Below are 24,962 nucleotides of genomic sequence, written 5' to 3'. Positions count from 1 at the left end.
CATAGATGCGGATTGTCGGCGGAAGTCATCGTGGTCGGGTCTTGAGCGCGCCTGAAGGGCGCGACACCCGCCCGACCCTTGATCGTGTGCGTGAGGCGCTTTTTAACATCCTTTCGCATGCATCGCGCTGGTATGACGATGATTTCCACCCGCTTTATGACGGTGTGGTGCTTGATGCCTATGCCGGGTCCGGCGCACTGGGACTTGAAGCCCTTTCGCGCGGTGCATCCAAAGCGGTGTTCTTTGACACCGACCGCAAGGCAATCGCCATTGTCGAACAAAACATCGACACACTTAAGGTCAATGACAAGGCCAAGGTACAGCGCGCCGATGCGACCAAGCCGCCGCGCGCCATTGAACCGGCAAGCATGATCTTTCTTGATCCGCCCTATGGCAAGGAGTTGCTGGAACCCAGCATCACCGCCCTTGCAAGTGCCGGATGGATTGATGCCAATACCCTGATCATTGCCGAACGTGATCCCCGTGATCCCGAAATCGGCCTTGCCGGGTTCGAGATTTGTGATTCGCGCAAATATGGCCGCTGCCAGATTGATATCGGTCGTCTGATCGGCTGAATTCGATGGCCACTCACCTTTTTGGGTCAGTGTTGCAGACCAGCCATTCGCACCAACCTGCTGCCAACAAAAACAATCTGTGATACCTTTTCGCCAGTTTTGAAACGGTAGATTGTGATGCAAGCCCTGTCCCCGATTGCACCAGACAAGGAATTCGGACGCCTGCTGCGCCAATGGCGCCGCACGAGCGACATCAAGCAAGCGCGTCTTGCAGATATTCTTGGTGTAACGCAGGCCACCGTTTCACGTTGGGAAAATGGCACCCAGCGACCTGCCCCGTTGCAGCATGAGCTGATCCGCCAAATGATGACGCGCAAACGCAACTTCCGGCTTGATCACGCGATCAAGCGGCTGGTGACCCATTCCAGTCAGCGCGTTCATCTGATCGAAGACAGATCGCATCGTTTGCTGTGCGCATCCGGTGCGCGCGCCAATGAATGGCAACGCGATTGCTCCGAACTTCTGGGCATGTCGCTTTGGCGGTTTGCCACCCCGGAAATCGCGACGGCTGAAAAAAGCCTGCATGATCTTGGCTGGCACGAAGACCAGACCGACCATCTGACCTTTGAAACATCCCGCCGTGACGGCGCACCGATGCGCATTGTTGACAGCTTTATTCTGTGGGAACGGTTCTTTTTGTCTGACGGAACGGCTGTGCGCCTAACCACCGGATATGATAACGCGCCCACCCATATCTAGGCACTATTCAGTCCCCGCGCATATTTCATACGTGGCAAAGTTACACCGATATCGGGTAGTGATAGCAGCATTCTTCATCGCCCCTGTGCCACCAGAACAATATCCGACGGAAACGCCCCATGCCCCCGATCCTTGCCATTGTCATTCTTTATGGACTTGGACTGACGGCCTCAATGCAAGTTGGCCTGATTGGCCCCATCGCGCCTGATCTGCGCGCCGGGTTTGGCCTTAGTCAGGCGGAATTCGGACTGGTGGCGTCCCTGATCACGGCGGCGGGCGCCCTGACCGCCATTCCGACCGGCGTCTGGGCCGCGCGGGCCGGATTGCGCAAATCGCTGGTTCTGGGCTGTGTGATGATGATTGCCGGTGCCGCAATTTTTGCCACCGCCAATATCACCACCCTTCTTTATGTCGGACGACTGGTTACCAGTATCGGTTATTTGCTGATCGTTGTTGGCGCACCAAGCTGGATGGCCGGATTTAACAATCCCAAGCTGGTCGCCATGGCCATGAGCATCTGGGGCACTTTCATTCCGGTTGGCATTGCACTTGGCAACTGGGTCAGCGCGGCCATGGTTGTCTGGCTTGACTGGCGACTGGCGGTTGGTGCCTGCACCTTACCCATCGTGATCCTGTTGCCGTTGCTTGCCATGATGGAAAAGCCCGCAACGCCGACAGCCCGGAAGTCACTGAGTGTCGGGGTCATCGGTGTTCTGAAATCCCGTGCTGCCCTTAAAGTTGCGCTGACATTTTCGGCCTTTGCCGGTGCGACATCCGCCGCCCTTGCCTTCATGCCCGCAATGATGGTTGATAATCTTGATATCGGCATTGCACTGGCCGCTGGCATCATCGGCACCACCGCAATTGCCGGAAATATTGTCGGCAGCATCGGTGCAGGCATGGCGCTTGGCCGTGACATTTCCGGTCGCACCATACTGGTTATCTTTTTGCCCGTCATGGCAACGGCCATTGGCACCCTTTTTGTCAGCGACAACATGATGCTGAGCCTTGTCGCACTGATCATTTTCAATATCGGTCAGGGGGCGGTTGCCGGTACCTGTTTTGCCCTGTTGCCCGGTATTGCGAAGGGCGGGCTTTCGATGCCGGCCTTGCAGGGAATGCTGGCCCAGTTTGCCGAGATTTTCGTGGTGATCGTGCCCCCGCTTACCGGTGCAATGATTGACCGGAATGGCTGGATCGGTGCGGCGGCTATTCTTGCCGGGTTCTATTTCACCGGCTTCCTGATTTCAGCGATCCGCGCACCAATGCGCCGGGCGGCTGCATGACCTATACGATACGATGACTTGACCTACCCGACGAAGCAGGCGACCCTCCAAATCCTCAAAAATGCGAGGCTATGAAACCAGGGCAGGGACGCGGAATGCATTTGATCAAGGCCATCTTTATCGGACTGATATTGATTGGCCTGTCGCTTGTCGCCGGGTTCTTCATTTGGCTTGCCCCGGTTGGTGCGGCCTTTAGTGCCAAGACTATGTGTTCGGCCATTTTTGTCGATGGCTTGTCCTCCAGCCGGGCCCGTGCCGAGGATGTGCTGGCCGATAACAATGCACTTTTGTCCCTGATCACCACCAATGTCGATCTGCGCAATCAGACAATCAGTGCCCATGCATTCGGTTTTCGCAAGCGCTTTGCGATTTATCGCCCGAATCTGGGCTGCACACTGGCCGAAGACCAAACTCATATTGCCCGCCTGCGCAATTCATATCCGGTCATCACACCGATTACGCCCAAGCCGCTTCTGACCGCCAGCCTGCCCGCCAATGTCGATCGCCGAGCATTGAACAATATCCTGTTTGATGCGATGGACGAACCCGGCATCATCCCGGAACGGCGCACGCGCGCGGTCGTCATCCTGTATCAGGGCAAAGTCATCGCCGAACGCTATGCCGAGGGTATCACCGCGCAAACACCGTTACCGGGCTGGTCAATGACCAAAAGTGTCTGGAACACCATTCTGGGTCGCATGCGTCAGGAAGGCATGATGCCTGATGTTCATGAACCGGTTTTAATCAATGAATGGCAGGCACAGGTAAATGACCCGCGCGCCACAATCACTTATGATGATCTGCTGCGAATGCGCAGCGGCCTCGAATTCGACGAAACCTACTGGAACCCGCTTTCCGATGTGGTCCAGATGCTATTCATCGAGCCCGCAGCAGCCGGGTTTGCCGTTTCCAAACCGCTTGAACACACGCCGGGAACAACATTTTCGTATAATTCCGGGGCGTCAAACATCCTGTCTGCTGCGGTTCGTAATCTGAGCGGATCTCGGACAAGCTATCTGGCGAGACCGACCGATCTTTTGTTCCGTCCACTTGGCATGGCAAGTGCTGTTATTGAAACCGACCCGGACGGCTATTTCATCGCATCCAGTTTCATGAGTGCGACGGCACGTGACTGGGCAAAGATCGGCCAGCTTTATTTGCAAGATGGCGTCTGGAACGGTCAACGCCTGTTGCCGGAAGGCTGGGTCCGTTATTCAACCCGCCCGGCAGAAGACGATCCGAACGGCACCTATGGTGCCCATTGGTGGCTGGATCTACCTGACGGACGGGACGAGGATGGCAATCCGCGTCGCGATGTTCCAGAATTACCCGGCGACGCATTTTTTGCACTCGGCCATGATGGACAGTCGCTTACCGTCATCCCGTCCAAAGAACTTGTTATTGTGCGCCTTGGCGTCACCCGCAAACACGGGGCCTTTAACCTGCGGAACTTTATTGCCGGTATCAGCAATATCTTCCCCGACAGGCCTGCAATTCCCGACGATATGCCAGACGGCGACAGCGCGCAGAATAATACCGGTTCAAGCACCGACTGATTGCATCTTGCCGGGGCTGCCAGTCTCAGATGGCAATCGCGATCATCAGATCACCAGTTCCGCAAGATATCCGGCAAGCGCCCCCACACCGACCAAAGCCCAGACCGGAATGATCCGCCATTGCAGCACCACAAAGGCAAGCGCGACACATCCGATATCAAACAGATCATGGATGGCATCGGTCCAGATCGGATCATACAGGACCGCCGCCAGCAAGCCGACAACTGCGGCATTAACGCCAAGCAATCCTGCCCGCATCAACGGCATATGACGGACCCTGTCCCAGAACGGTAACAGCCCCACCACCAGCAACCACGCCGGCAAAAAGATCGCAATCAGGGCGACAAGTGATGTAAGCGCACTGACCCAGATACCGCCTCCAGAATGAAGAGCTGCACCAAGATACGCGGCAAAGGTAAAGATCGGCCCGGGAACTGCCTGTGTCGCACCATATCCGGCAAGGAAGGTTTCACCATCGACCCAGCCCGGTGCCACCACCGCATTTTGCAGCAACGGCAAAACAACATGCCCGCCACCAAATACCAGTGCACCACTTCGATAAAATCCGTCAATAACGGCAAACAGTCCGCTTTGATCCATCCGCGCAGCAACCGGCAACAGGATCAGCAAGGCAAAGAAAGCACACAGCGCCACAACCGCACCCTTGACCGAATGCGGCTTGCCAAAACCGGCTGCCGACACATCCGCCTTGCCCCGCAAAAGGATCAGTCCGGCCAGCATGCCGCCAAGAATGACGGCAAATTGTGCTGTGACAGTATCACTTGCGATCATGATGATTGCCGCCAACACAGCAAGTATGGCCCGCGGGACATCAGGACAAAGTGTGCGCGCCATTCCAAACAGCGCATGGGCAACCACCCCGACAGCAACCAGTTTCAATCCGCGCAACACACCTTCGACCGAGGCAAGATCAAAACCGACAAAGGCCATACCAAGGGTCGCCAGAACAATTGCCGATGGCATGGTAAAGCCAAGCCATGCAACAAGCGATCCGGGCACCCCGCCCAATGCCATACCGATACCCATCCCGACTTGCGAACTTGCCGGTCCCGGGGCGAACTGGCAAAGGGCAACCAGATCGGCATAACGTGCATCGCCTAGCCATTTGCGACGGGCAACGAACTCTTCGCGGAAATAGCTGATATGGGCAACCGGCCCGCCAAAGCTGGTCAAACCAAGACGCAGGAAAATCAGGAAAATCTGCCACAACCCGACCGAGACCATCGGCATGCTTCCCTGCTGTTCCGACATTGTTTTTTGAGGCGCCGGGTCGCTATGTGGGCTCGAACTTGGCATTGCGGATTATGATCCCTGATCAGATGGCGGTTTCATTTTCGCCTGACCATACGCAACAGGCCGACAATGGCAAAGCCAAAAGCAGCTCCCCGACCATTCGTCATCATTTCATAACAAAACCCCTGCCAACACGGTTATGCGATGGCAGGGGCTAACAGATTTGAATGTGCAATTCGCACGATCAGACAGGCTTAGCGGAAAGCAGGCTCGTCAAGGGATCGCAACTTGCGTGAGTGAAGCTGATTGACTTCCTGACGCAGGGTATCAATCGTATCCAAACCAACCTGAAGATGCTGTCCGATGCGCTGGCGATAGAAATTGTTCGCCATACCGGGCAGCTTCAACTCACCATGAACCGGTTTGTCCGACACACACAAAAGCGTGCCATACGGAACGCGGAAGCGGAAACCGTTGGCAGCAATGGTTGCGCTTTCCATATCGACCGCAATGGCGCGTGACTGGTTCAAACGCACGAACAGTTCACTGTATCGCAATTCCCAGTTCCGGTTGTCGGTCGTTGCAACCGTACCTGTGCGCATACGTGCCTTCATCTCGCGGCCTCTGAGGCCGGTGATCTTGGCAACTGAATTTGCCAGCGCAACCTGCACCTCGGCAATCGGCGGCACCGGAATCCACAGCGGCAAGTCAGAATCAAGGACATGGTCGTCACGGACATAGCCGTGGGCCAGAACGTAATCCCCAAGCAACTGACTGCGACGCAGACCGGCACAGTGACCAAGCATCAACCAGCAATGCGGGCGCAGAACAGCAATATGATCCGTCGCCGTTTTGGCGTTTGACGGACCAACACCGATATTGACCAATGTCACGCCCAGACCGTCTTCACGGATCAGGTGATATGACGGCATCTGCGGCAGTTGCCTGACAGGTTCACCGGATTCTACCCAGCCCTTGGGGGCGTTTTTGCGTACATGGACTTTCGGCCCCGGTTCGACAAAGGCCACATAGGGGCTTTTGGGGTCTTCGAGTTGGGTTTTGGCAAACTCGATGAACTCGTCAACATAGCGCTGATAGTTGGTGAACAGGACGAACTTCTGAAAATGTTCGGGCGCAGTCGCAGTATAGTGGCGCAACCGTGCGAGCGAGTAATCAACGCGTTCCCCTGAAAACAGCGACAATGGTTTTGGGCCGTCGCTATTACCGTAATGCACACCATTGGCAATATCGTCATCAGTGCGGGCAAGATCAGGCATATCAAATATCAGCTGCATCGGGCGAATATCGGTTGGTCCGATGCTGTCTGTTGCGGATTCAACAAGGAACGGCAACGGAATAGGCCGATCAGAAACGCCAACCACAACCGGCACGTCATGGTTTTTCAACAGAAGTTCGATCTGTTCGCGATAATATTCGTCAAACAGATCAGGCCTTGTTAGCGTCGTGCCATATACGCCGGGATCACGCGGCGCGCCAAATGACAGCGTGCTTTCAACATGCAGCTTTTCTGGCGGCACTTCGATGCCAAGATACGGGTAATAGGCGCGGACGGGGGAAGATTGCTGACCTTGGCCGAAACGGGCAAAGGCCTCCTGGACGGCACTGGCACCGGTCGCATAAATATCCTTGATGCGCGCAATTGCCTTGTCAGCGTCGGTGAATTCAAACAGATCGCGTACCGATCCGTGGACTCCAGAAACCATAATGGATGCTCCTTTTTGTTATTGTTGTTTGGAACTTCTGTCTGATCAAGGTGCGCGAAACCACGCCCGATCAATTACAAAAGCCCTTGGAGCGAGAGATTTATCACCGCTCGCCCGCCTTCTGACAACCGAAAACTTTTTTCGCCATCCACAATCACCGGGCGAATATCCATTCATGAACAAACCGGGATATACAACATACCCCCGATTTTCAGTCGGTTTCAGAAGCTTATGACTTATATGTCGGATTTATTTTCAAGAATTCCAAATGACAGTTTTGATGCGGGGCTCATAACTGACGGGCCCGCAGACATTCCGTGTCATTGCTCAATCAGCCCATTATGGAATCCGGATAAAAAAGTGCCGAAACCGGGGGACGGTTTCGGCAATTTCAGGGAGGTGCCTTAGACGTTGAGGGAAAAGACGGTCAACCCTGATATCTGCATATATATGACCACTGGTCAGCAATGTCAATTTCAATCAACGCGGACCTTTCATTCGCAGCATGCATAGCTCACGCTAATATGCCCGCGTTGCCTGCAATCCTTTGCAGCTTGCCAAGCCTGCGACGTGCGGCTTCATCAAATGCCTCACAGTCACCTATATCGGTCAATTGCAAGTCACAGACTACTCTGGCAGCGCGCGGATCACTTTCGACCAGACTTTCGATATCCTGTTGTTCTTCGTCGTCCTCAAGTGTCCCGCGAACATAGCCAAGAATGTGCTCCTTGCCGTATATCGCAAGAACCGGGCTCATATCATGCTGCCTCTGCGACATAACGCGACGCATGTTCGCGGGCTTCGATTCGGCCAACCGATGCACGCAGCTTGCGGCGCGCGCGACCGACCCTTGATTTCACCGTGCCAATTTCGACCGACATCTGATCCGCTGCATCCTGATAGGAAACCTCTTCGACAGCGGTCAGCATAATCGCCTCGCGCTCCTGCTCGGGCAGAGATTCAAGAACACGATCAGCATCACGCAATTGCAAACGCGCCATCTGATTGCTGCCATGACCGTAAATGTCGCCAAGATCATCCCAGTCCACCTGCGGACCACGGGTCTTTTCGCGGCGCTTTCCCGAAATAAAGGTATTGAACAGAATACGGTGCAGCCAGGCCTTAAGGCTCGTACCTTCTTCGAACTGGTCCTTTTTGCTGATGGCTTTCAACAAAGTGTCCTGAACCAGATCCTGGGCCATATCCATGCTGCCGGTCAGACGATACGCATGACGGCGCAAAGCAGGCACATGGTCTTCGATTTCGTTCATCACTTGCATAGACATCACAACCTCCTTGTTCGGATGCCCCAACCGTAACAAACGAAAATAATATTTAAAGTAAAATCGTATGGTTAACTAAGGTAATACAATGAACATACAGCATATATACAACAACATCAAAACACATATCTGACACATTGTAGATAACTTCAATATACTACATGGGTTACTTCACATAATTACTTTCCATTACTTACAGCATCACAGGCAGTTACCGCACTTAGGCAAGATGGTTGTCTTATGGAGGAAACGGAGGTAACGTAAGTTACTCCAAAATTTTTGAATGCATTGATTTTCAATGGCTTCAGGCGGTTTTTATAGCCCCTGACTTTGACAGGAAACCCCACGTGCCAACGTCGAAAAGAACCGAAAAGCTCCAGATCATGCTCGATGACGAGGAGTTGAAAGTCATTGATGACTGGCGTTTCGAGCATCGCATGCCAACGCGCGCGGCTGCGATCCGTGAATTGATCCGCCGTGGCTTGATCGCCGAAGATGTCGCAGAACCCGATACCGAAGGCAAAAGCACGACCGATTTCCGCGTTGAGTCGGAATAAAAATCAGTTTTCCACAAAAAAGGCCCGGCTATTTTCCGGGCCTTTTTTGCTTTTCCGCTCTGAAACAATGCCTCATCGGGACGATTCAGAGTGTATTTTTGGCTTCTTGCCTTCAAATATCCGGGCGATTCCAACCCCGAATCCCAAAACCAAAAGCCATAATCCGTAATACCGCAAAGCGCGCGACACAATGATGGCAATCAGAAACAGCCAGACGGGATAAGAGGCAGCACCTGCCGCCAAAGCAGCAATCTGCATCGGAACCGGCGCAATGCTGATCAAAAAGACCAACCAGAAGCCCCCTGTTTCAAATTTGGCCTCAAGATCATCAAACTGCGCCTGCCCGCCCGTCAGATCAATCAGGGGCTGCGCCAGATCATCGAACAATGCCCATGCAAGAACATAAAGTCCGAAAGCGCCAATAACGCTTCCGGCCAGAGTAACCGTCGCGACAATAAAGCCGCGCGCCCGCGACGCGGCCATGACAGGCGCAATCACCAGTTCGATCGGGATCGGGATGATCGTGGTCTCAAGGAACGACGCCCCGGCAATTCCGGCAAGCCCCTTCCGACCCGCAGCCAGACTGGCCAGATACCGCTGGGCCGTTCTGGAAAAGTCCTTCAGGCGTGCCACCAATGATTTCTGATTCTGGTTCACAATCATTCCTTCTTCACTGCACAGACAAGAACAGCCCGCCCAGAACGGGCGGGCTGTCTTCCTCGGACGTTTATCAGGCCGCCGAGTTCAGGTTGTGACGTCCTATTCGGCAGACCCGCTGCCCGAGATCGCTTTCTGTGCACTCTCAAGTGCATTCAGCGTGTCCTTCTTGACGTCTTCCCACGTGTCTGCTGAAGCGTCCTTGGCCGATGCCATCGCATCGCTCAGCTCATCACTGGCGCTGTCCCAGGCTTCAGCCAGCTCATCGACCGCTTCCTCGCTATCGCTTTTCACACGCGCAGATACGTCATCATACTGGTCACCAAGCTGATCGGATTTTTCACCGACCCATGCCAGAAAATCTTCTTTCTGCTCAAAGGTGAAGTCCTTGGCTTTCTCATACTGGGCGGCAACCTTGTCACCCAGTTTGTTTGCGTCCGACTTCATCGCATCATCGGTTGCCATCGTTCCTGATGTATCGGTCGCCGAGGACGACCCGGCATAGGCCGGTGCCGCAACACCCACAGACATAAGTACCGTACCAATCATCAGCATGTTCTTGCTCAACATCACAACCTCCTTATTCATTAAGGGCAGCACAATTACTTGCGCGCTGCTTACAATGGCAAACGGGTGGTACAAAAGAATGTTCCAATTGTGGTTATTTTATTTCGCGGAACTTTTCGAAAATGCCGACGTTAATATGGTCAAAGCGCCCCTGCCGAATAAGGAAAGCGTCGAACATTCAAGCCCGATGCTTCGCGGGGACGCGCTAAACCAAAAGGAGTTTAACCATGGCACATAGCAGTATGCAGACCGTTGCAAAGGAATTTCCCGTCGAAACCGGCGTGAATCGCAAGGATCGCCGCGAACTGGCCACGATGCTGACCCAGATCGTTGGTTCTTCGCACGTACTCTATGCCAAAATGCGCGGCGTACACTGGAACGTCGTGGGTCCGGCTTTCTATTCGCTCCATAAAATGACCGAGGAGCAATATGAAGACCTTCATGTGGCGATTGATGACATGGCCGAACGCATTCGTGCCATCGGATTTGCAGCGCCGACGGGTCTCAAGGAAATGATGGAAAATTCGGTCATTGCCGATCAGGAAAAACTTCTGACCACCAATGACATGGTTACCGAGCTTGTCGATGACCATGAAAAGATGGCGCGCCTGATCCGCGATGGTGTCGCTGCGGCCGAGGAAGTTGACGATGTGAAAACAGCCGACCTTCTGACCGACCGTATCGGCGTGCATGAAGAAGCAGCCTGGATGCTGCGCGCGACACTTTCCTGATCTGTATAACTGACGCGAACCGGCACATTTGATGCCGGTTCGGCCCCCGCCCCATTCACATGTGAAAGTCCGTTGTCGTGAAAAATTCTGATCTGACGGGTAAGGTTTGTCTGCTTCTGACAAAGGGAAAACTTCCCGAAGACTGGCGTGGCAACGGCGCACAGCCATTGCGAGCCGTATTTGAAGATGCCGGCTATCAGACCGAGCTGACCCTGTGTGACAATCCGGACGATATTTGTGCCTTTATCCGCTCAAATACCCGTGCTGGCGATATTGTCGCGGTTGGGGGCGGTGATGGCACGATCAATGCCGTTCTCGATACCGTAATCGCGGCAAAGGTGGTTCTTATCCCTGTGCCGCTTGGCACCGCAAACGACTTTGCACGCACCCTTGGCCTGCCCGATGATCTGATTGATGCAGCACGTGCAACCATTCACGGCCAGATCAGAATGCTTGATGTCGGCCGGGTCAATGATCACAGCTTTATCAATGCGGCCAGTATCGGTGTCCCGGCTGATGCCCGCAAACGGATCAATCCCGACCTTAAAAGAACGTTGGGCGCAATCAGCTATGCCGTTGCCAACTGGCAAAGCTGGCATGAAATGGATCCGCTTGATCTGTCGATCACCTGTGGCAACGAAAAACCGCAAAACCTTAAACTGCGTCAGGTCACCATTACCAATGGCCGGTATTTTGGCGGCGGCCTGCGTCCCAGCGACACCAAAAGCCCCGAGGACGGGCTCTTGCACATGTTTGCCATCCGCGACAGCGTCGATACGCTAAGCGGTCTTGATATCGCAGCCGAGCTTCTGTTTGGCTCGGTCGATAACAGCAGCTATGCCATGGCGATGGAATGCAACGAAATCACGATTGAAGGGGCCGACGGCGCGCCAATTCTTGCCGACGGTGAAATCATCGGGGAACTTCCGGCACGCTTTACCCTTCGCGCAAGCACCCTTCCTGTATTTGCCCCCAACAGCTATGTCGAGGAAGAAAACAGGCATCAGGCAAACAGCCCGACCACAATCCCTCAGCAAGACGCGGTCAATGATGTCTTGCGCGATACTCTTGATTTCGCACTTCGGCTTGAGGCGATTTTTCCGGTTGTCCGCGACAGCAAACTGAAATCACTTTGCCATGACAGCACCCGGAACTTGCGCGACATCTATCGTCAGATCGAACTGGCCTTGCGCCCGCTCGGCGTTATTGCGGCAACACCAGACCCGGATTTACAAAGCCTTGAAGAGTTAAGGGACCGGATCATGGATTGGCTGTTTAATGATGCCGATCAGCGCCTGGCCATCGGCCTTGATCAGCGGGCCGCACAATTGGCGGCAGAACTTGACGAACTGGTCATTGAAAAACTGCCCGAAGATTTGCGTGATCCGGTTGCCTCCCTTGATCGGGAAATCAGCCAGTTTCGCAATTCGATTAACGACTTTATCAAGACCCGCTAGAACGAAAAAAGGCAGCCTACCAGGCTGCCTTTCGTCATTTCGGCTTTGTCTGCAATCAGTCTTCAAGCCCGGCCAGACTGCGTGCAAATGACCTTGCCTCAAACGGGCGCAAATCCTCGGCAGCTTCGCCAACACCAATCGCATGAACCGGCTTGCCGAATTTCTCTGCCAGGGCAACCACAACACCACCCTTTGCCGTCCCGTCAAGCTTGGTCACAATCAGGCCGGAAACATTGGTCGCCTCGCCAAAGGTTTCGACCTGTGAATGGGCGTTCTGTCCGGTCGTGGCATCAAGCACCAGAAGCGTGTCATGCGGGGCACTTTCATCACGCTTTTTGATCACGCGGACGATCTTTTTAAGCTCGTCCATCAGATGCGCCTTGTTCTGAAGGCGACCGGCCGTATCAATCAGCAACAGATCATAGCCTTCGCGCTGGGCCTGCTCGATGGCATCAAAGGCAAGACCGGCCGCATCGGCACCGGTATCACGCGCTATCACCGGACAATTGGTCCGCTCACCCCAGACCTTGAGCTGCTCAACCGCAGCAGCACGGAATGTATCGCCCGCCGCCATCATGACCTTAAGGCCCTGATCCTTGTAGGTTTTGGCAAGCTTGCCAATCGTGGTCGTCTTGCCCGATCCGTTCACCCCGACAACCAGAACCACATGGGGTTTCTTGCCCGGATCAATCACCAGCGGCTTGGCAACAGGTTCAAGGATTTTGGCGACTTCGTCGGCAATGAATTCCTGAATTTCGCTTGAATCGACTTCCTTGTCGAAACGCGTTTTCGCCAGCTCCGCGCTCAGTTTGGCCGCGGTTGTGACACCCAGATCCGATGTAATGAGAAGGTCTTCAAATTCTTCAAGCGCATCGTCATCAAGACGACGCTTGGTGAAGATATCGGCAATCCCGGCGGTCAGCTTTGAGGAGGAGCGTTTCAACCCGTCTTTCAGGCGGCTAAACCAGCTCTTTTTCCCCTCTTCGGTCATCCCACAAGCTCCGCAATCAGTTTTCCATCTTCAAGGCCGGTAACCTTGGCCTTTGCTATCGAGCCCGGTTCTATCACGCGATCAAGCAGAACGGGAGCAAAATGCTCCGTATGGCCAGTATTTTCCTTTTCAACCAGCACATTCTCGATCATGCCGATACGTGATTTCAGGAAATTGTTCAACTGAACGTCGCCGGCGTCGCGAAGCGCACTTGCGCGTTCCTTGCGAAGATCCTTTGGCACCTGCGGCATCCGTGCGGCCGGGGTTCCTGGGCGCGCTGAATAGGGAAAGACATGCAGGTAAATCAGACCGCATTCATCAACAAGGCGCAGCGTATTTTCAGCCATCTCGTCGGTTTCGGTCGGGAAACCTGCGATGATATCGGCGCCGAATGTCACATCGGGACGTAATTCGCGGACCTTTTTGCAGAAATCCACAACATCCTGACGCAGATGGCGGCGCTTCATGCGTTTAAGCACCATGTCATCACCTGCCTGCAAACTGATATGCATATGCGGCATCAGACGCGGTTCGGTTTCGATCAGTCGAAACAGCTCTTCGTCAACTTCGACCGGATCAATTGATGAAATGCGCAAGCGCGGCAATTCAGGAACCTGCGCCAGCAAACGGCGCGACATCTGCCCAAGGGTCGGCTGCCCCGGAAGATCATGACCATAGGACGTGATATCGACCCCGGTCAGGACAACCTCGCCATAGCCATTGGAAACCAGCTCCCGGACCTGGGTGACGATCTCACCCATCGGGACACTGCGCGAATTCCCGCGACCAAACGGAATGATGCAGAACGTACAACGGTGATCGCAACCGTTCTGGACCTGAACGAACGCACGCGCACGCCCCTCGAACCCCGATACAAGGTGACTTGCAGTTTCTTCCACCGACATGATGTCATTGACGACAACACGTTCATGTTCCGGCATCAGGAACGTTTCGGCCTTCATCTTGGCATCATTGCCAAAGATACGGTCGATCTCGGTCATTTTGGCAAATTTATCCGGATTGACCTGTACCGCGCAGCCGGTCACGAAAATCTTGGCATCGGGATTTTCCCGGCGCAGCCGACGGATGCTCTGGCGCGCCTGACGTTCGGCCTCGGTCGTGACAGCACAGGTATTGATGATGATCGCATCATCAAGGCCGGCATTTTTGGCATGATCGCGCATCACCTCGGACTCATAGGTGTTCAGACGACATCCAAATGTAACTACGCGCGGCTCTTTCATGCTCGGCTTTCTGTGATCTGTCTTTATTCCGGGAAACATTCCGCCTGCGCAAACAAGTCAGATGCAGCAAGTGCGGAACGCCCGGCAAAGTCGTCTGACCGTGCCGGGCGCTGGTTACATACGCTTTTGAACGCTTCAATGCAAGTCCGCCACCGTCATGGCACACATGCATGGCAGGCTTAAAACCACGCCAGCAGCCCCTATCGACGGTAGAATTCCGTTACTCGGCCGCGAAATTACGGTTCCGACCATCCTTCTTGGCGCGATATAGCGCACTATCCGCGCGATCAATCAGTTTGGCGCCGCCCTCGTTGGCGACATATTGCGCAGCACCGACAGATACCGTCATATGACCATAAGATGCCCCGGAGGACTTTGATTTGATTTCGCGCGCGGCAATGCGCTTGCTCATATCTTCGGCCAGGGCCATGGCATCGGCCAATGGTGTCTGGGGCAACAGGATGGCAAATTCATCCCCGCCATAGCGCGCCACAATATCACGCCCCTTGATATTGGCCTTCAGCATCGAAGCAATCAGGACCAGAATTTCATCACCAATCCGATGCCCGAACCGGTCATTGACCGATTTGAACTGATCAAGATCGACCATCATCACGCAGAACGGCTCCGGGTTTGCCGAGGCATCATATTCTGCGGCAAGCAGTGCCAGTTGCTCTTCGAAATACATGCGGTTGGAAACACGGGTCAGACCATCGGTATAGGACCGCTCGCGGGTCTCGTCGAGTTCGCGCTGCAACAGCGCAACACTGTTCAGATAGCTATCCAGACGCTTGTGAAGATTATCGATGGTTTCTTTCATCTGGTCAGTATGGCTGATCACTTCGCGCAGCACCGGACTGACTTCCTTGTGCTTTTCCAGTGTCTTGAGCGACCTGTTCAGCAAGTCACCATAACTGCCAAGACCCGACTTTGCCGTGGTCAGGCATTCGTCACTGTTTTCAACCAGTTCGGAAAAGTCTTCCATGCCGCGCTGAAGGAAATCAGCCGCCTGCCGGTCGAAAATATAGCGGTAATAAAGCTGAAGCAGCGTGTCTTCGGCCAGTTGGTCACCACTGGCCTGAACAGCATCGATAACCCGCAGGATTTCAGGATTTTCTTCAGCAAAGTAAACGAACCACACATGGTACAGTTCAGGCGTCGGACGAAGGCCCCGCTCGCGCAGAGCCTTCAAAGTCGCTTCCGCATAATCCCAGTGGCGAGATATCTGTTGTTCCGTCGTGGTCACAACGGTTGCTCCAGCTCGTGTTTTCATAGTTAAGTCAATACGTTACGCCTGACCGGCGTTATTTATCGCATCAACATATCCTAATTCAATTCACGGAACCAGATATACGTCGCACAAAACTATACTAAAGTGTTGGCTCTCTGTTGACGGTCAGTTTCCGCGGATCATTGTCCCGGCACCGCGCTCGGTGAAAAGCTCCAGCAAGACGGCGTGTGGCGCACGGCCATCAACAATAACCGCTGCCTCGACCCCGTTTTGAACCGCATCCATGCAGGTTTCGGTTTTCGGGATCATGCCTCCCTGAATGGTACCATCTGCAATCATTGCATTGATGTGGTCAATATCCGCATCCCTTACAAGGTTCTTCTCGCCATCAAGAATCCCCTTAACATCCGTCAGCATATAGAGACGACGCGCACCAACTGCCTTGGCAATTGCACCGGCAGCAGTATCCGCATTGATATTATATGTCTGACCGTCTTCGCCAACACCGATCGGTGAGATAACCGGAATGATGTCGGTATTGATGAAGCAATCAAGAACGTGGGGATTGACCTTTGCCGGCTCACCAACAAAGCCCAGATCAAGGACCTTCTCGATATTGCTTTCCGGATCGCGTTTGGTACGGGTCAGCTTGCGCGCGGTAATCAGATGCGCATCCTTGCCGCACAGGCCAACACCGATGCCGCCTGCGGCATTGATATTGGAAACGATTTCCTTGTTGATCTTGCCCGCCAGAACCATTTCGACAACGTCGATTGTTTGCTGATCGGTTACGCGAAGACCGTCAACGAATTCTGACTGGATATTGAGCTGCTTGAGCATCTGGCCAATCTGCGGGCCGCCGCCATGAACGACAATCGGGTTCATGCCAACCTGCTTGAGAAGCACCATATCCTGCGCAAACAGACGCGCCAGTTCCGGATCACCCATGGCGTGACCGCCATACTTGATCACGATCGTCTGGCCATTGAATCGTCGCATATAGGGAAGAGCCTCGGAAAGGACTTTGGCGCGTGCCAACGTCCGGTATGCGCTGGATTCCGATTGATCTTCTTCAGAACGGATTTCTTCGTTCATCTCACTTCCCCATATTTAAGCGATGAACCTGACGGCCTCAGAGCAGCGTCGAGATTTCTGCCCGCAATTCCGCAAGTCCGGTATTCTTTTCACTTGATGTCGCAAAAATCTGTGGCAAGGCCGCCGGATGTTTCACCAGAGCATCGACCACTTCCTTGATGCGTTTTTCAAGCTGTCCCTTTTTTAGCTTGTCCGACTTGGTCAGTACAACCTGATATGGCACAGCCGACTCATCAAGCAGCTTCATCATGTCCAGATCGGCCTTTTTGAAACCATGTCTGGAATCGATCAGAACAAACACGCGACGCAACGTAACACGCCCACGCAGATACTGTTTGATCAGGGCATGCCAGGTATCGACAATATCCTTCGGGGCCTGTGCAAAGCCATAGCCCGGCAAGTCGACAATATGGCATGCGCCATCAAGATCGAAATAGTTCAGCTGCTGGGTACGACCCGGCGTATTGGACGTGCGTGCAATGTCCTTACGCCCCGTGATCGCATTGATCAGGCTGGATTTGCCAACGTTTGAGCGTCCGGCAAAACAGATTTCGGTTTTTTCCTCGGGCGGCAGCTGTTCGAGCTGCGCCACACCAAGAACGAAGTTAACCGGGCGGCTAAAAAGCTTCCGCCCGGCTTCGATTACTGAGTCTTCATGCGTCGGAATTGCAGTTGCCGACGGCAGATTTTCTTGTGTCATCGTTATTCCTTCCCCGGTTTTGCGGGGATTTTCCCCCGAAGGGAAGATGGACCCGTAAAGGGTAGATGGGGGGGTTAAACCCCCATCTTGTACATGATGTAGCGCTGCTGAATGATCGACAGCGTGTTGTTCCATGCCCAGTAGATCACAAGACCCGCCGGGAAACTTGCCAGCATGAAGGTAAAGATCAGCGGAAGGAACATCATGATCTTTGCCTGGGTCGGATCAGCCGGAGCCGGGTTGAGTTTCTGTTGCAGATACATGGTAATACCCATGATCAACGGCCAGACACCGATCATCAGCATCTGCGGCGGATCCCATGGAATCAGACCAAACAGGTTGAACAACGACGTGGGGTCCGGCGCCGACAGATCCTGAATCCAGCCAAAGAACGGCGCATGGCGCATTTCGATGCTGACAAACAGAACCTTGTAAAGCGCAAAGAAGACCGGGATCTGGACAATGATCGGAAGGCAACCCGAAGCCGGGTTGATCTTCTCGCGCTTGTACAGTGCCATCATTTCCTGCTGTTGACGCTGACGGTCATCCTTGAACTGTTCGCGCATCTTGGTGATCTGCGGCTGCAACTTTTTCATCGCACTCATGGATTTGTACGACTTGTTTGCAAGCGGGAACATGATCCCCTTGATGATGACCGTAATGATCAGGATCGACACACCAAAGTTGCCAACCAGATGATACAGGTACTGCAAGAACAGGAAGAACGGCTTGGTCAGGAAGTAGAACCAGCCAAAGTCAATCGCGAGATCAAAGTTGGTAATCCCGTATTCCTCGGCATAGCTATCAAGCAATGTGACTTCTTTTGCACCGGCAAACAAACGCGTCTCGGCAGCGGCTTCTGCCCCATCAGCAATCGTGCGCGGCGCACCAAGATAATCCGTCTGGTACTTGTCGGAATTGTCCGCCACATGGTGGCTGAAACGTGCGGTCAGCGCTTCGTCCGAAGACGGCGCCAGCGCAACCAGCCAATATTTGTCGGTAATGCCAAGCCATCCGCCAGTGGTTTTCTTTTCAACTGCGCCATCGTCGGCCAGATCGTCATAGTCGATCTCGGTAAGCGTACCGTCGATCACACCAAGCGGACCTTCATGCAGAATATAGAAACCGGCAGTGAGCGGCTTGTTCTTACGCGAAATCAGTCCGTACGGATACAGGGTGACTGCGCCACCGCTGTTGTTCACGACCGACTGATTGACGGTGAACAGATAGTTCTCGTCAATCGCGATCTGACGCTTGAAGGTAAGGCCTGCGCCGTTATCCCAGCTCAGCGTTACCGGACTATCGGGCGTCAACTTGTCGCTGCTTGCGGTCCAGCGGGTATCACTATTGGGAAGACTGATCCCCTTTTCACCGGCGACCCAGCCGAACTCCGCAAAATAGGCATCATTGCTGCCCGTCGGGTTCAGAACATGGATCAGCGGGCTGTCAGGTTCTTCGGTCTCGCGGTAATCCTGAAGCTGAATATCGTCAATCACCCCCCCGACAAGGCGAATCGAGCCTTCGACACGCGGGGTTTCGATGGTGATACGCGGCGATTTCGCCAACGCGTCTTCACGCTTGACAGTCGGCACTGCTGGCTGACCGCCCGGGACACTGGGCCCACCGGTTGATACCTGCGGCGCGTTGCTGCCGTTTGCATCAAGCTGTTCACGAACTTGCGCTTCGCGAACCTGGGTATCAGGTTCCGGCGCAAAGAAGAATTGCCACCCGATAAGAATCACAACTGCCGATGCAATTGCCACCCACAGGTTACGTTGTTCGTTCATCGCCTCATTCCGCTTTGCTCAGCCAGCATTTGCCGACCGCTTATTCTATTTACATGACGAAAGCGCCGGGGACCGGTTTTCACCATCCGACGACGCTTTGTTTTGTTCGCAGCCACATCCGGGCACGGGATCATAACCATGACCACCCCATGGATGGCAACGCATTATCCGTTTAATTCCCATCCAGCTGCCTTTTATTGCCCCGTGCCGGGCCAATGCTTCCATCATGTATGCCGAACAGGTCGGCTGATAGCGACATGACCACCCGATATAAGGCGACAAAAACAGCTGATAACCGCGAACTGCGATTTGAAGAAGGCGGGCAAGGAAACCGGGTGCAGGATTCGAAGAGGTCATTTTGACGGACCTCCTGCCTTTGATGTCCCACCTGACGAACTGGCACTGCGTCCCTTGCGGGGACGGCGCGAATCCGGCGCAGACGGCTTGGCATCAGGAACCCGACGCAGGGCAAATTTCAAATCATCAATCAGTTTTTCAAAAGGCCGATCAATGGTTTGGGCACGACCGATCACGACATAATCCCATCCGGGCAATGCGAGTTCGCTCATCAATTGCTCTGCCACAGCACGCAAACGCCGCCGAACGCGATTGCGGACGACGGCCTTTCCCACCTTTTTGGTGACAGTGAAACCGACTCGGGCGAGTCGTTCTTCACCGGCGTATTCTGTATCCGGCTTGATCCCCGGGCGTGGTGCGCCCTGCAGGATCAACCCCTGTGTAACCCATTTTCGGCGGGTGCCCGCAACACGGAGGAATTCCGCACGCTTTTTAAGGCGTTCCACCGAAATGGTCACAACATTAGGCCGACAGACGCTTGCGGCCCTTGGCGCGGCGTGCGGTCAGCACACGGCGGCCACCGACGGTCGCGCTGCGGGAACGGAAGCCGTGGCGGCGTTTCCGTACGAGTTTGCTTGGCTGGTAGGTGCGCTTCACTGCACTTACTCCGTTCTAAATAAGGTAATCCGATAAAATTCGAGGTCCGCTGTATAGGGCTTCACACCATGGCTGTCAACTCGAGACAAGGTGTTCACCCCCAGAAAACCGGCAATGCCGCCGGGATTTCGTCCCGACGGCACCCGAAATGTGAATTCGTCACCACTCGATACGTTCGACATTGGAGAATGTCAACTCGGAACCATCCGAAAAGACGATGGTTCCAGACGAATCGGTGGAAAGTTCAAGCGAGTGTTTCTTCGAATCGGTGATGGTCCCCTCATCAAGGATCAGGGTCCAGTCACTCGAGTCGAGATTGCCGCCGCCAATACCGTGCAATTCGATGGTATCGGTCGTCCAGCCATTGGCACCACCATCTACATGGTCATTGCCCTCGCCCATATTAAAGATGAACAGATCCGATCCGCCATCGCCATACAGCGTGTCGTCCCCGATCCCGCCCATCAGCGTATCGTCGTCATCCCCACCCAGCAGAAGGTCATTACCATCTCCGCCACTGAGTGTGTCCTTGCCTGCACCGCCAGAAAGGGTGTCATCCCCGTCCTCACCATACAGCTTGTCATCCCCACCACCGCCATCAAGCATGTCATCGCCCGATCCGCCATAGAAGGTATCCTTGCCCCAACCACCGGTCAGGGTATCGCTGTCGGCACCGCCATCGAAATAGTTGTCGCCCCCATCCGCATTCAGGATGTCATTTCCAGCCCCGCCATAGAAAGTGTCGTTGCCCCAGGCTCCATGAATGGAATCGTTGCCGTCGCCTCCCCAGACAGTGTTCTTGCCGCCGCTGACATCAATGTTGTCATCGCCAGCCCCCGACGAAACCGTATCGTTGTCGCTGCCCGACGTGATGGTGTCATCGCCGCTGCCGGTTTCGATATCGTTCCGGCCCTCGCCGGCATTGACGGTATTGTCACCGTCCCCGGCATAAATCCTGTCATCGCCAGAACCGACACTGATGCTGTCCGCACCCGAACCACCCCAGATGGTGTTTTTGCCCTCGCCAGCAGAAATCAGGTTGTCACCATCACCCGCATTGATTTTGTCATCATTGCTGCCTGACGTGATCGTGTCATTGCCCGACCCGGTCTCGACATAGTTTTTGCCTTCACCGGCACTGACATAATTATTGCCATCTCCGCCAATGATGGTGTCGTCACCGCTTCCAGCATACAGGCTGTCATTTCCAGCACCGGTTTCGATGTGGTTATTGCCCTCATTGGCATAGATGATGTTGTCACCATCACTGGCATAGATGCTGTCATTGCCACTGCCACCGGTAATGTAGTTGTTCCCGGCGCCGCCATAGATGGTGTTGGTTCCCTCGCCGCCATGAATGGTGTCGTCACCGGCACCACCATCAATATAGTCATTGCCGCCATCACCGGTGATGCTGTCGTTACCATCCCCGGCATAGATCACATCATTACCGTTACCGCCCCAGATCGTATCGTCACCGGCATTGGTCGAGACCGTATCATTGCCACCACCAGCGCCGACAGTGTCGTTACCAGCCCCTGTCTCGAAGACTTCGCTCGCGTCAGTTCCCCAAAGGGTTTCGTCACCCGCTGCCATTTCCTCGATCGTTACTTCAAGGATTGCTGTGGTCGTGGCGGTATCCTCTCCATCCTGGGACTGCACAGAAACAGTCAGCTCGAATGTCCCGGAATAGTCACTTGCCGTCGTGATCGTAAGGCCTGCCAACTGGGCTGCACTTAACGTCCAGCTGCCATCACCGTTGTTGGTACCTGCCGACAGGCTCGCCCCTGAGGGCACACCGCTAATGGTCACCGTCAGTGTTTCACTGCTGTCGGTTACAGCGGCATCAATATCAAGGGCAACACTATTGCCCTCCTCACCGGTCGCGTCCGTTACTTCAAGCGTCGGAGTATCCGCAACACCGGCAACATCGACAGTAATGGCGTCAGTGACCGTTGCGGTGTCATCACCATCGGTCGAAGTCACCGTTATGCCCAGATCAAACGATCCGGAATAATCATCGGCAGGCGTGATCGTCAGACCTTCGAGGTCTGAGGCCGAGAGCGTCCAGGTGCCGTCACCATTATCGGTACCGGCTGACAACTCGGCACCATCTGGAACACCGGAGATCGTGATCGACAGAACTTCCGATCCATCACTCAGGCCAGCGTCAATATCGAGCACAATCGCGCCCTCTTCGCTGCCAGAAGCATCCGACACTTCAAGGGTCGGCGCATCTGCGGCACCGGCAACATCGACAGTAATGGCGTCAGTGACCGTTGCGGTGTCATCACCATCGGTCGAAGTCACCGTCACACCCAGATCAAACGATCCGGAATAATCATCGGCAGGCGTGATCGTCAGACCTTCAAGATCATCCGCTGTGAGCGTCGATGTGCCACCTTCGAGGTCTGAGGCCGAGAGCGTCCAGGTACCGTCACCATTATCGGTCCCGGCAGACAACTCTGCGCCATCCGGAACACCAGAAATCGTGATCGACAGAACTTCCGATGCATCCGTCAGGCCCGCATCAATATCGAGCGCTATCGCACCTTCTTCGTTACCCGAAGCATCAGACACTTCAAGGGTTGGCAAATCTGCATCGCCAATCACATTGACCATGACGGTATCCGTCACACTTGCGATATCTACGCCGTCCTGAGTACTCGCCGTAATTTCGAGATCAAAACTACCGCTATAATCATCGGGAGGCGTTATTGACAGCCCGTCAAGATCATCCGACGTCAGCGACCAGGTTCCGTCATCATTCAGAGTACCTGCCGACAAGGTCGCACCTTCCGGCACACCGGAAATCGTTATTGTCAGGGTTTCTGAACTATCCGCGAGCCCCGCGTCGATATTGAGAGTGATCGCACTGTCTTCGCTGCCCGACGCGTCGGAGACTTCAAGCGTCGGAGTGTCCGCAACACCGGCAACATCAACGGTGATTGAGCCCGAGGTAGTCGCGGTATCCTCACCATCAGTCGATGTGACGGTGACGCCCAGATCGAAGGAACCAGCCGACAGCACGGCTCCATCGGGCACGCCAGAGATCGTGATCGAAAGAACTTCCGATGCATCACTCAGGCCAGCGTCAATATCGAGCGCAATCGCACCTTCTTCACTGCCGGAAGCATCCGACACTTCAAGGGTCGGGGCATCTGCGCACATTGACCATGACGGTATCCGTCACACTTGCGATATCTACGCCGTCCTGAGTACTCGCCGTAATTTCGAGATCAAAACTACCGCTATAATCATCGGGAGGCGTTATTGACAGCCCGTCAAGATCATCCGACGTCAGCGACCAGGTTCCGTCATCATTCAGAGTACCTGCCGACAAGGTCGCACCTTCCGGCACACCGGAAATCGTTATTGTCAGGGTTTCTGAACTATCCGCGAGCCCCGCGTCGATATTGAGAGTGATCGCACTGTCTTCGCTGCCCGACGCGTCGGAGACTTCAAGCGTCGGAGTGTCCGCAACACCGGCAACATCAACGGTGATTGAGCCCGAGGTAGTCGCGGTATCCTCACCATCAGTCGATGTGACGGTGACGCCCAGATCGAAGGAGCCGGAATAATCATCGGCGGGCGTAATCGTCAGGCCTTCGAGATCATCCGCCGTCAGCGTCCAGGTGCCGTCACCATTATCAGAACCAGCCGACAGCACGGCACCATCGGGCACGCCAGAAATCGTGATCGACAGAACCTCCGATGCATCCGTCAGGCCAGCGTCAATATCAAGGGCAATCGCACCTTCTTCGCTGCCAGACGCATCCGAGACTTCAAGGGTCGGAGCATCCGCAACACCCGCTACATCAACGGTTATCGAGCCGGATGTAGTTGCGGTATCGTCACCATCAGTCGATGTGACGGTGACACCCAGATCGAAGGACCCTGAATAATCATCCGCAGGGGTAAGTGTCAGACCTTCGAGGTCTGAGGCAGACAGTGTCCAGGTGCCGTCGCCATTATCGGTACCGGCAGACAACTCGGCGCCATCCGGAACACCGGAGATCGTGATCGACAGAACTTCCGACGCATCAGTCAGGCCCGCGTCAATATCAAGGGCAATTGAACCCTCTTCACTACCCGAAGCGTCAGAGACTTCCAGCGTCGGCGCATCCGCGACACCTTCAACATCAACGGTGATTGAGCCCGATGTAGTTGCGGTATCCTCACCATCGGTCGAAGTGACCGTAACACCCAGATCGAACGAGCCGGAATAATCATCAGCCGGGGTGATCGTCAGGCCTTCGAGGTCATCCGCCGACAACGTCCATGTGCCATCACCGTTGTCCGTACCAGCCGAAAGTTCTGCCCCATCCGGAACACCGGAAATGGTGATCGACAGAACTTCCGAGGCGTCGCTCAGGCCCGCATCGATATCCAGCACAATCGCGCCTTCTTCGCTGCCGGAAGCATCCGACACTTCAAGCTTCGGGGTGTCTGCGACACCGGTAACATCGACAGTAATGGCGTCAGTGACCGTTGCGGTGTCATCACCATCGGTCGAAGTCACCGTTATGCCCAGATCAAACGAGCCGGAATAATCATCGGCGGGCGTAATCGTCAGACCTTCGAGATCATCCGCTGTGAGCGTCCATGTGCCAT

General features: G+C 54.5%; 24 protein-coding genes. 7 read left to right on the top strand and 17 right to left on the bottom strand.

Going from position 1 to position 24,962, the window contains the following annotated elements:
• Nucleotides 1-5 precede the first annotated feature (5 nt).
• From rsmD to TH30_RS14980, 4 genes are all read left to right on the top strand, one after another.
• Nucleotides 6-575 carry a 16S rRNA (guanine(966)-N(2))-methyltransferase RsmD gene (rsmD, locus tag TH30_RS14995; RefSeq protein WP_114098909.1) on the top strand — a complete coding sequence of 190 codons (570 nt, stop codon included), beginning with the start codon at nt 6-8 and terminating at the stop codon, nt 573-575.
• Nucleotides 576-692: 117 nt separating this feature from the next.
• A complete protein-coding gene (locus tag TH30_RS14990; RefSeq protein ID WP_114098908.1) occupies nt 693-1,274 on the top strand; it encodes a helix-turn-helix domain-containing protein in 582 nt (193 codons plus the stop codon).
• A 119-nt stretch (nt 1,275-1,393) separates the two neighbouring features.
• Nucleotides 1,394-2,560: an MFS transporter gene (locus TH30_RS14985; protein ID WP_114098907.1), complete on the top strand. Its 1,167-nt coding sequence runs from the start codon at nt 1,394-1,396 to the stop codon at nt 2,558-2,560.
• 95 nt (nt 2,561-2,655) lie between these two features.
• Nucleotides 2,656-4,116 carry a serine hydrolase domain-containing protein gene (locus TH30_RS14980; RefSeq protein WP_114098906.1) on the top strand — a complete coding sequence of 487 codons (1,461 nt, stop codon included), beginning with the start codon at nt 2,656-2,658 and terminating at the stop codon, nt 4,114-4,116.
• 45 nt (nt 4,117-4,161) lie between these two features.
• Here the strand turns inward: TH30_RS14980 and chrA are convergent, their stop codons facing one another.
• The 4 genes from chrA to TH30_RS14955 all read right to left on the bottom strand — a co-directional run bounded on the left by chrA (nt 4,162) and on the right by TH30_RS14955 (nt 8,380).
• Nucleotides 4,162-5,388 (bottom strand): chromate efflux transporter, encoded by a 1,227-nt coding sequence (chrA, locus tag TH30_RS14975; RefSeq protein WP_114098905.1) that lies wholly within the window; start codon nt 5,386-5,388, stop codon nt 4,162-4,164.
• A gap of 236 nt (nt 5,389-5,624) precedes the next feature.
• Entirely contained in the window at nt 5,625-7,094 is a 1,470-nt protein-coding gene (locus TH30_RS14965; RefSeq protein WP_114098903.1) for an AMP nucleosidase, read from the bottom strand.
• Nucleotides 7,095-7,608: 514 nt separating this feature from the next.
• Complete coding sequence (locus tag TH30_RS14960; RefSeq protein ID WP_114098902.1) at nt 7,609-7,851, bottom strand: hypothetical protein; 243 nt, start codon at nt 7,849-7,851, stop codon at nt 7,609-7,611.
• Nucleotide 7,852: 1 nt separating this feature from the next.
• On the bottom strand, nt 7,853-8,380 hold the full coding sequence (locus TH30_RS14955; RefSeq protein WP_114099038.1) for an RNA polymerase sigma factor: 528 nt from the start codon (nt 8,378-8,380) through the stop codon (nt 7,853-7,855).
• Nucleotides 8,381-8,724: 344 nt separating this feature from the next.
• On the opposite strand from TH30_RS14955, the gene TH30_RS22010 reads away from it, so the two are divergent.
• Nucleotides 8,725-8,934 (top strand): hypothetical protein, encoded by a 210-nt coding sequence (locus tag TH30_RS22010; RefSeq protein WP_147252016.1) that lies wholly within the window; start codon nt 8,725-8,727, stop codon nt 8,932-8,934.
• A 72-nt stretch (nt 8,935-9,006) separates the two neighbouring features.
• Here the strand turns inward: TH30_RS22010 and TH30_RS14950 are convergent, their stop codons facing one another.
• Nucleotides 9,007-9,597 (bottom strand): YqaA family protein, encoded by a 591-nt coding sequence (locus TH30_RS14950; protein WP_114098901.1) that lies wholly within the window; start codon nt 9,595-9,597, stop codon nt 9,007-9,009.
• A 96-nt stretch (nt 9,598-9,693) separates the two neighbouring features.
• Nucleotides 9,694-10,161 carry a hypothetical protein gene (locus TH30_RS14945; RefSeq protein WP_114099037.1) on the bottom strand — a complete coding sequence of 156 codons (468 nt, stop codon included), beginning with the start codon at nt 10,159-10,161 and terminating at the stop codon, nt 9,694-9,696.
• Nucleotides 10,162-10,385: 224 nt separating this feature from the next.
• Between TH30_RS14945 and TH30_RS14935 the strand changes: the two genes are divergently transcribed.
• Nucleotides 10,386-10,889 (top strand): Dps family protein, encoded by a 504-nt coding sequence (locus TH30_RS14935; protein ID WP_114098899.1) that lies wholly within the window; start codon nt 10,386-10,388, stop codon nt 10,887-10,889.
• Nucleotides 10,890-10,966: 77 nt separating this feature from the next.
• Nucleotides 10,967-12,346 carry a diacylglycerol/lipid kinase family protein gene (locus TH30_RS14930; protein WP_114098898.1) on the top strand — a complete coding sequence of 460 codons (1,380 nt, stop codon included), beginning with the start codon at nt 10,967-10,969 and terminating at the stop codon, nt 12,344-12,346.
• A gap of 55 nt (nt 12,347-12,401) precedes the next feature.
• On the opposite strand, the gene ftsY is transcribed toward TH30_RS14930, so the two are convergent.
• The 11 genes from ftsY to TH30_RS22140 all read right to left on the bottom strand — a co-directional run.
• Complete coding sequence (gene ftsY / locus TH30_RS14925; protein ID WP_114098897.1) at nt 12,402-13,337, bottom strand: signal recognition particle-docking protein FtsY; 936 nt, start codon at nt 13,335-13,337, stop codon at nt 12,402-12,404.
• Nucleotides 13,334-14,581: a tRNA (N(6)-L-threonylcarbamoyladenosine(37)-C(2))-methylthiotransferase MtaB gene (gene mtaB / locus TH30_RS14920; protein WP_114098896.1), complete on the bottom strand. Its 1,248-nt coding sequence runs from the start codon at nt 14,579-14,581 to the stop codon at nt 13,334-13,336. The genes ftsY and mtaB overlap by 4 nt, the downstream gene beginning before the upstream one ends.
• Before the next feature lie 220 nt (nt 14,582-14,801).
• Nucleotides 14,802-15,827, bottom strand: a complete 1,026-nt coding sequence (locus tag TH30_RS14915) for a GGDEF domain-containing protein (RefSeq protein ID WP_114099036.1) — start codon at nt 15,825-15,827, stop codon at nt 14,802-14,804.
• A 150-nt stretch (nt 15,828-15,977) separates the two neighbouring features.
• Entirely contained in the window at nt 15,978-16,907 is a 930-nt protein-coding gene (gene argB, locus TH30_RS14910) for an acetylglutamate kinase (RefSeq protein WP_114098895.1), read from the bottom strand.
• 37 nt (nt 16,908-16,944) lie between these two features.
• Nucleotides 16,945-17,607, bottom strand: a complete 663-nt coding sequence (gene yihA, locus TH30_RS14905; protein ID WP_114098894.1) for a ribosome biogenesis GTP-binding protein YihA/YsxC — start codon at nt 17,605-17,607, stop codon at nt 16,945-16,947.
• Nucleotides 17,608-17,681: 74 nt separating this feature from the next.
• Nucleotides 17,682-19,394 (bottom strand): membrane protein insertase YidC, encoded by a 1,713-nt coding sequence (gene yidC, locus TH30_RS14900; RefSeq protein ID WP_114098893.1) that lies wholly within the window; start codon nt 19,392-19,394, stop codon nt 17,682-17,684.
• Nucleotides 19,395-19,439: 45 nt separating this feature from the next.
• On the bottom strand, nt 19,440-19,751 hold the full coding sequence (gene yidD / locus TH30_RS14895) for a membrane protein insertion efficiency factor YidD (protein WP_114098892.1): 312 nt from the start codon (nt 19,749-19,751) through the stop codon (nt 19,440-19,442).
• Nucleotides 19,748-20,209, bottom strand: a complete 462-nt coding sequence (gene rnpA, locus TH30_RS14890; protein WP_114098891.1) for a ribonuclease P protein component — start codon at nt 20,207-20,209, stop codon at nt 19,748-19,750. Before rnpA ends, yidD begins: the two co-directional genes overlap by 4 nt.
• Nucleotides 20,210-20,213: 4 nt before the next feature.
• On the bottom strand, nt 20,214-20,348 hold the full coding sequence (gene rpmH, locus TH30_RS14885) for a 50S ribosomal protein L34 (protein WP_007091264.1): 135 nt from the start codon (nt 20,346-20,348) through the stop codon (nt 20,214-20,216).
• Between the two features lie 159 nt (nt 20,349-20,507).
• A complete protein-coding gene (locus tag TH30_RS14880) occupies nt 20,508-23,519 on the bottom strand; it encodes a calcium-binding protein (RefSeq protein ID WP_114098890.1) in 3,012 nt (1,003 codons plus the stop codon).
• On the bottom strand, nt 23,494-24,962 hold a 1,469-nt coding region (locus TH30_RS22140; RefSeq protein ID WP_220150328.1), incomplete at its 5' end, for an Ig-like domain-containing protein. The genes TH30_RS22140 and TH30_RS14880, both read right to left, overlap by 26 nt.

Source organism: Thalassospira profundimaris, from assembly GCF_003326795.1.
In the GTDB taxonomy this organism is placed as follows: domain Bacteria; phylum Pseudomonadota; class Alphaproteobacteria; order Rhodospirillales; family Thalassospiraceae; genus Thalassospira; species Thalassospira profundimaris_C.
Note: the sequence above shows the minus strand (reverse complement) of the source record. Positions and strands in the feature narration are given on the sequence as shown.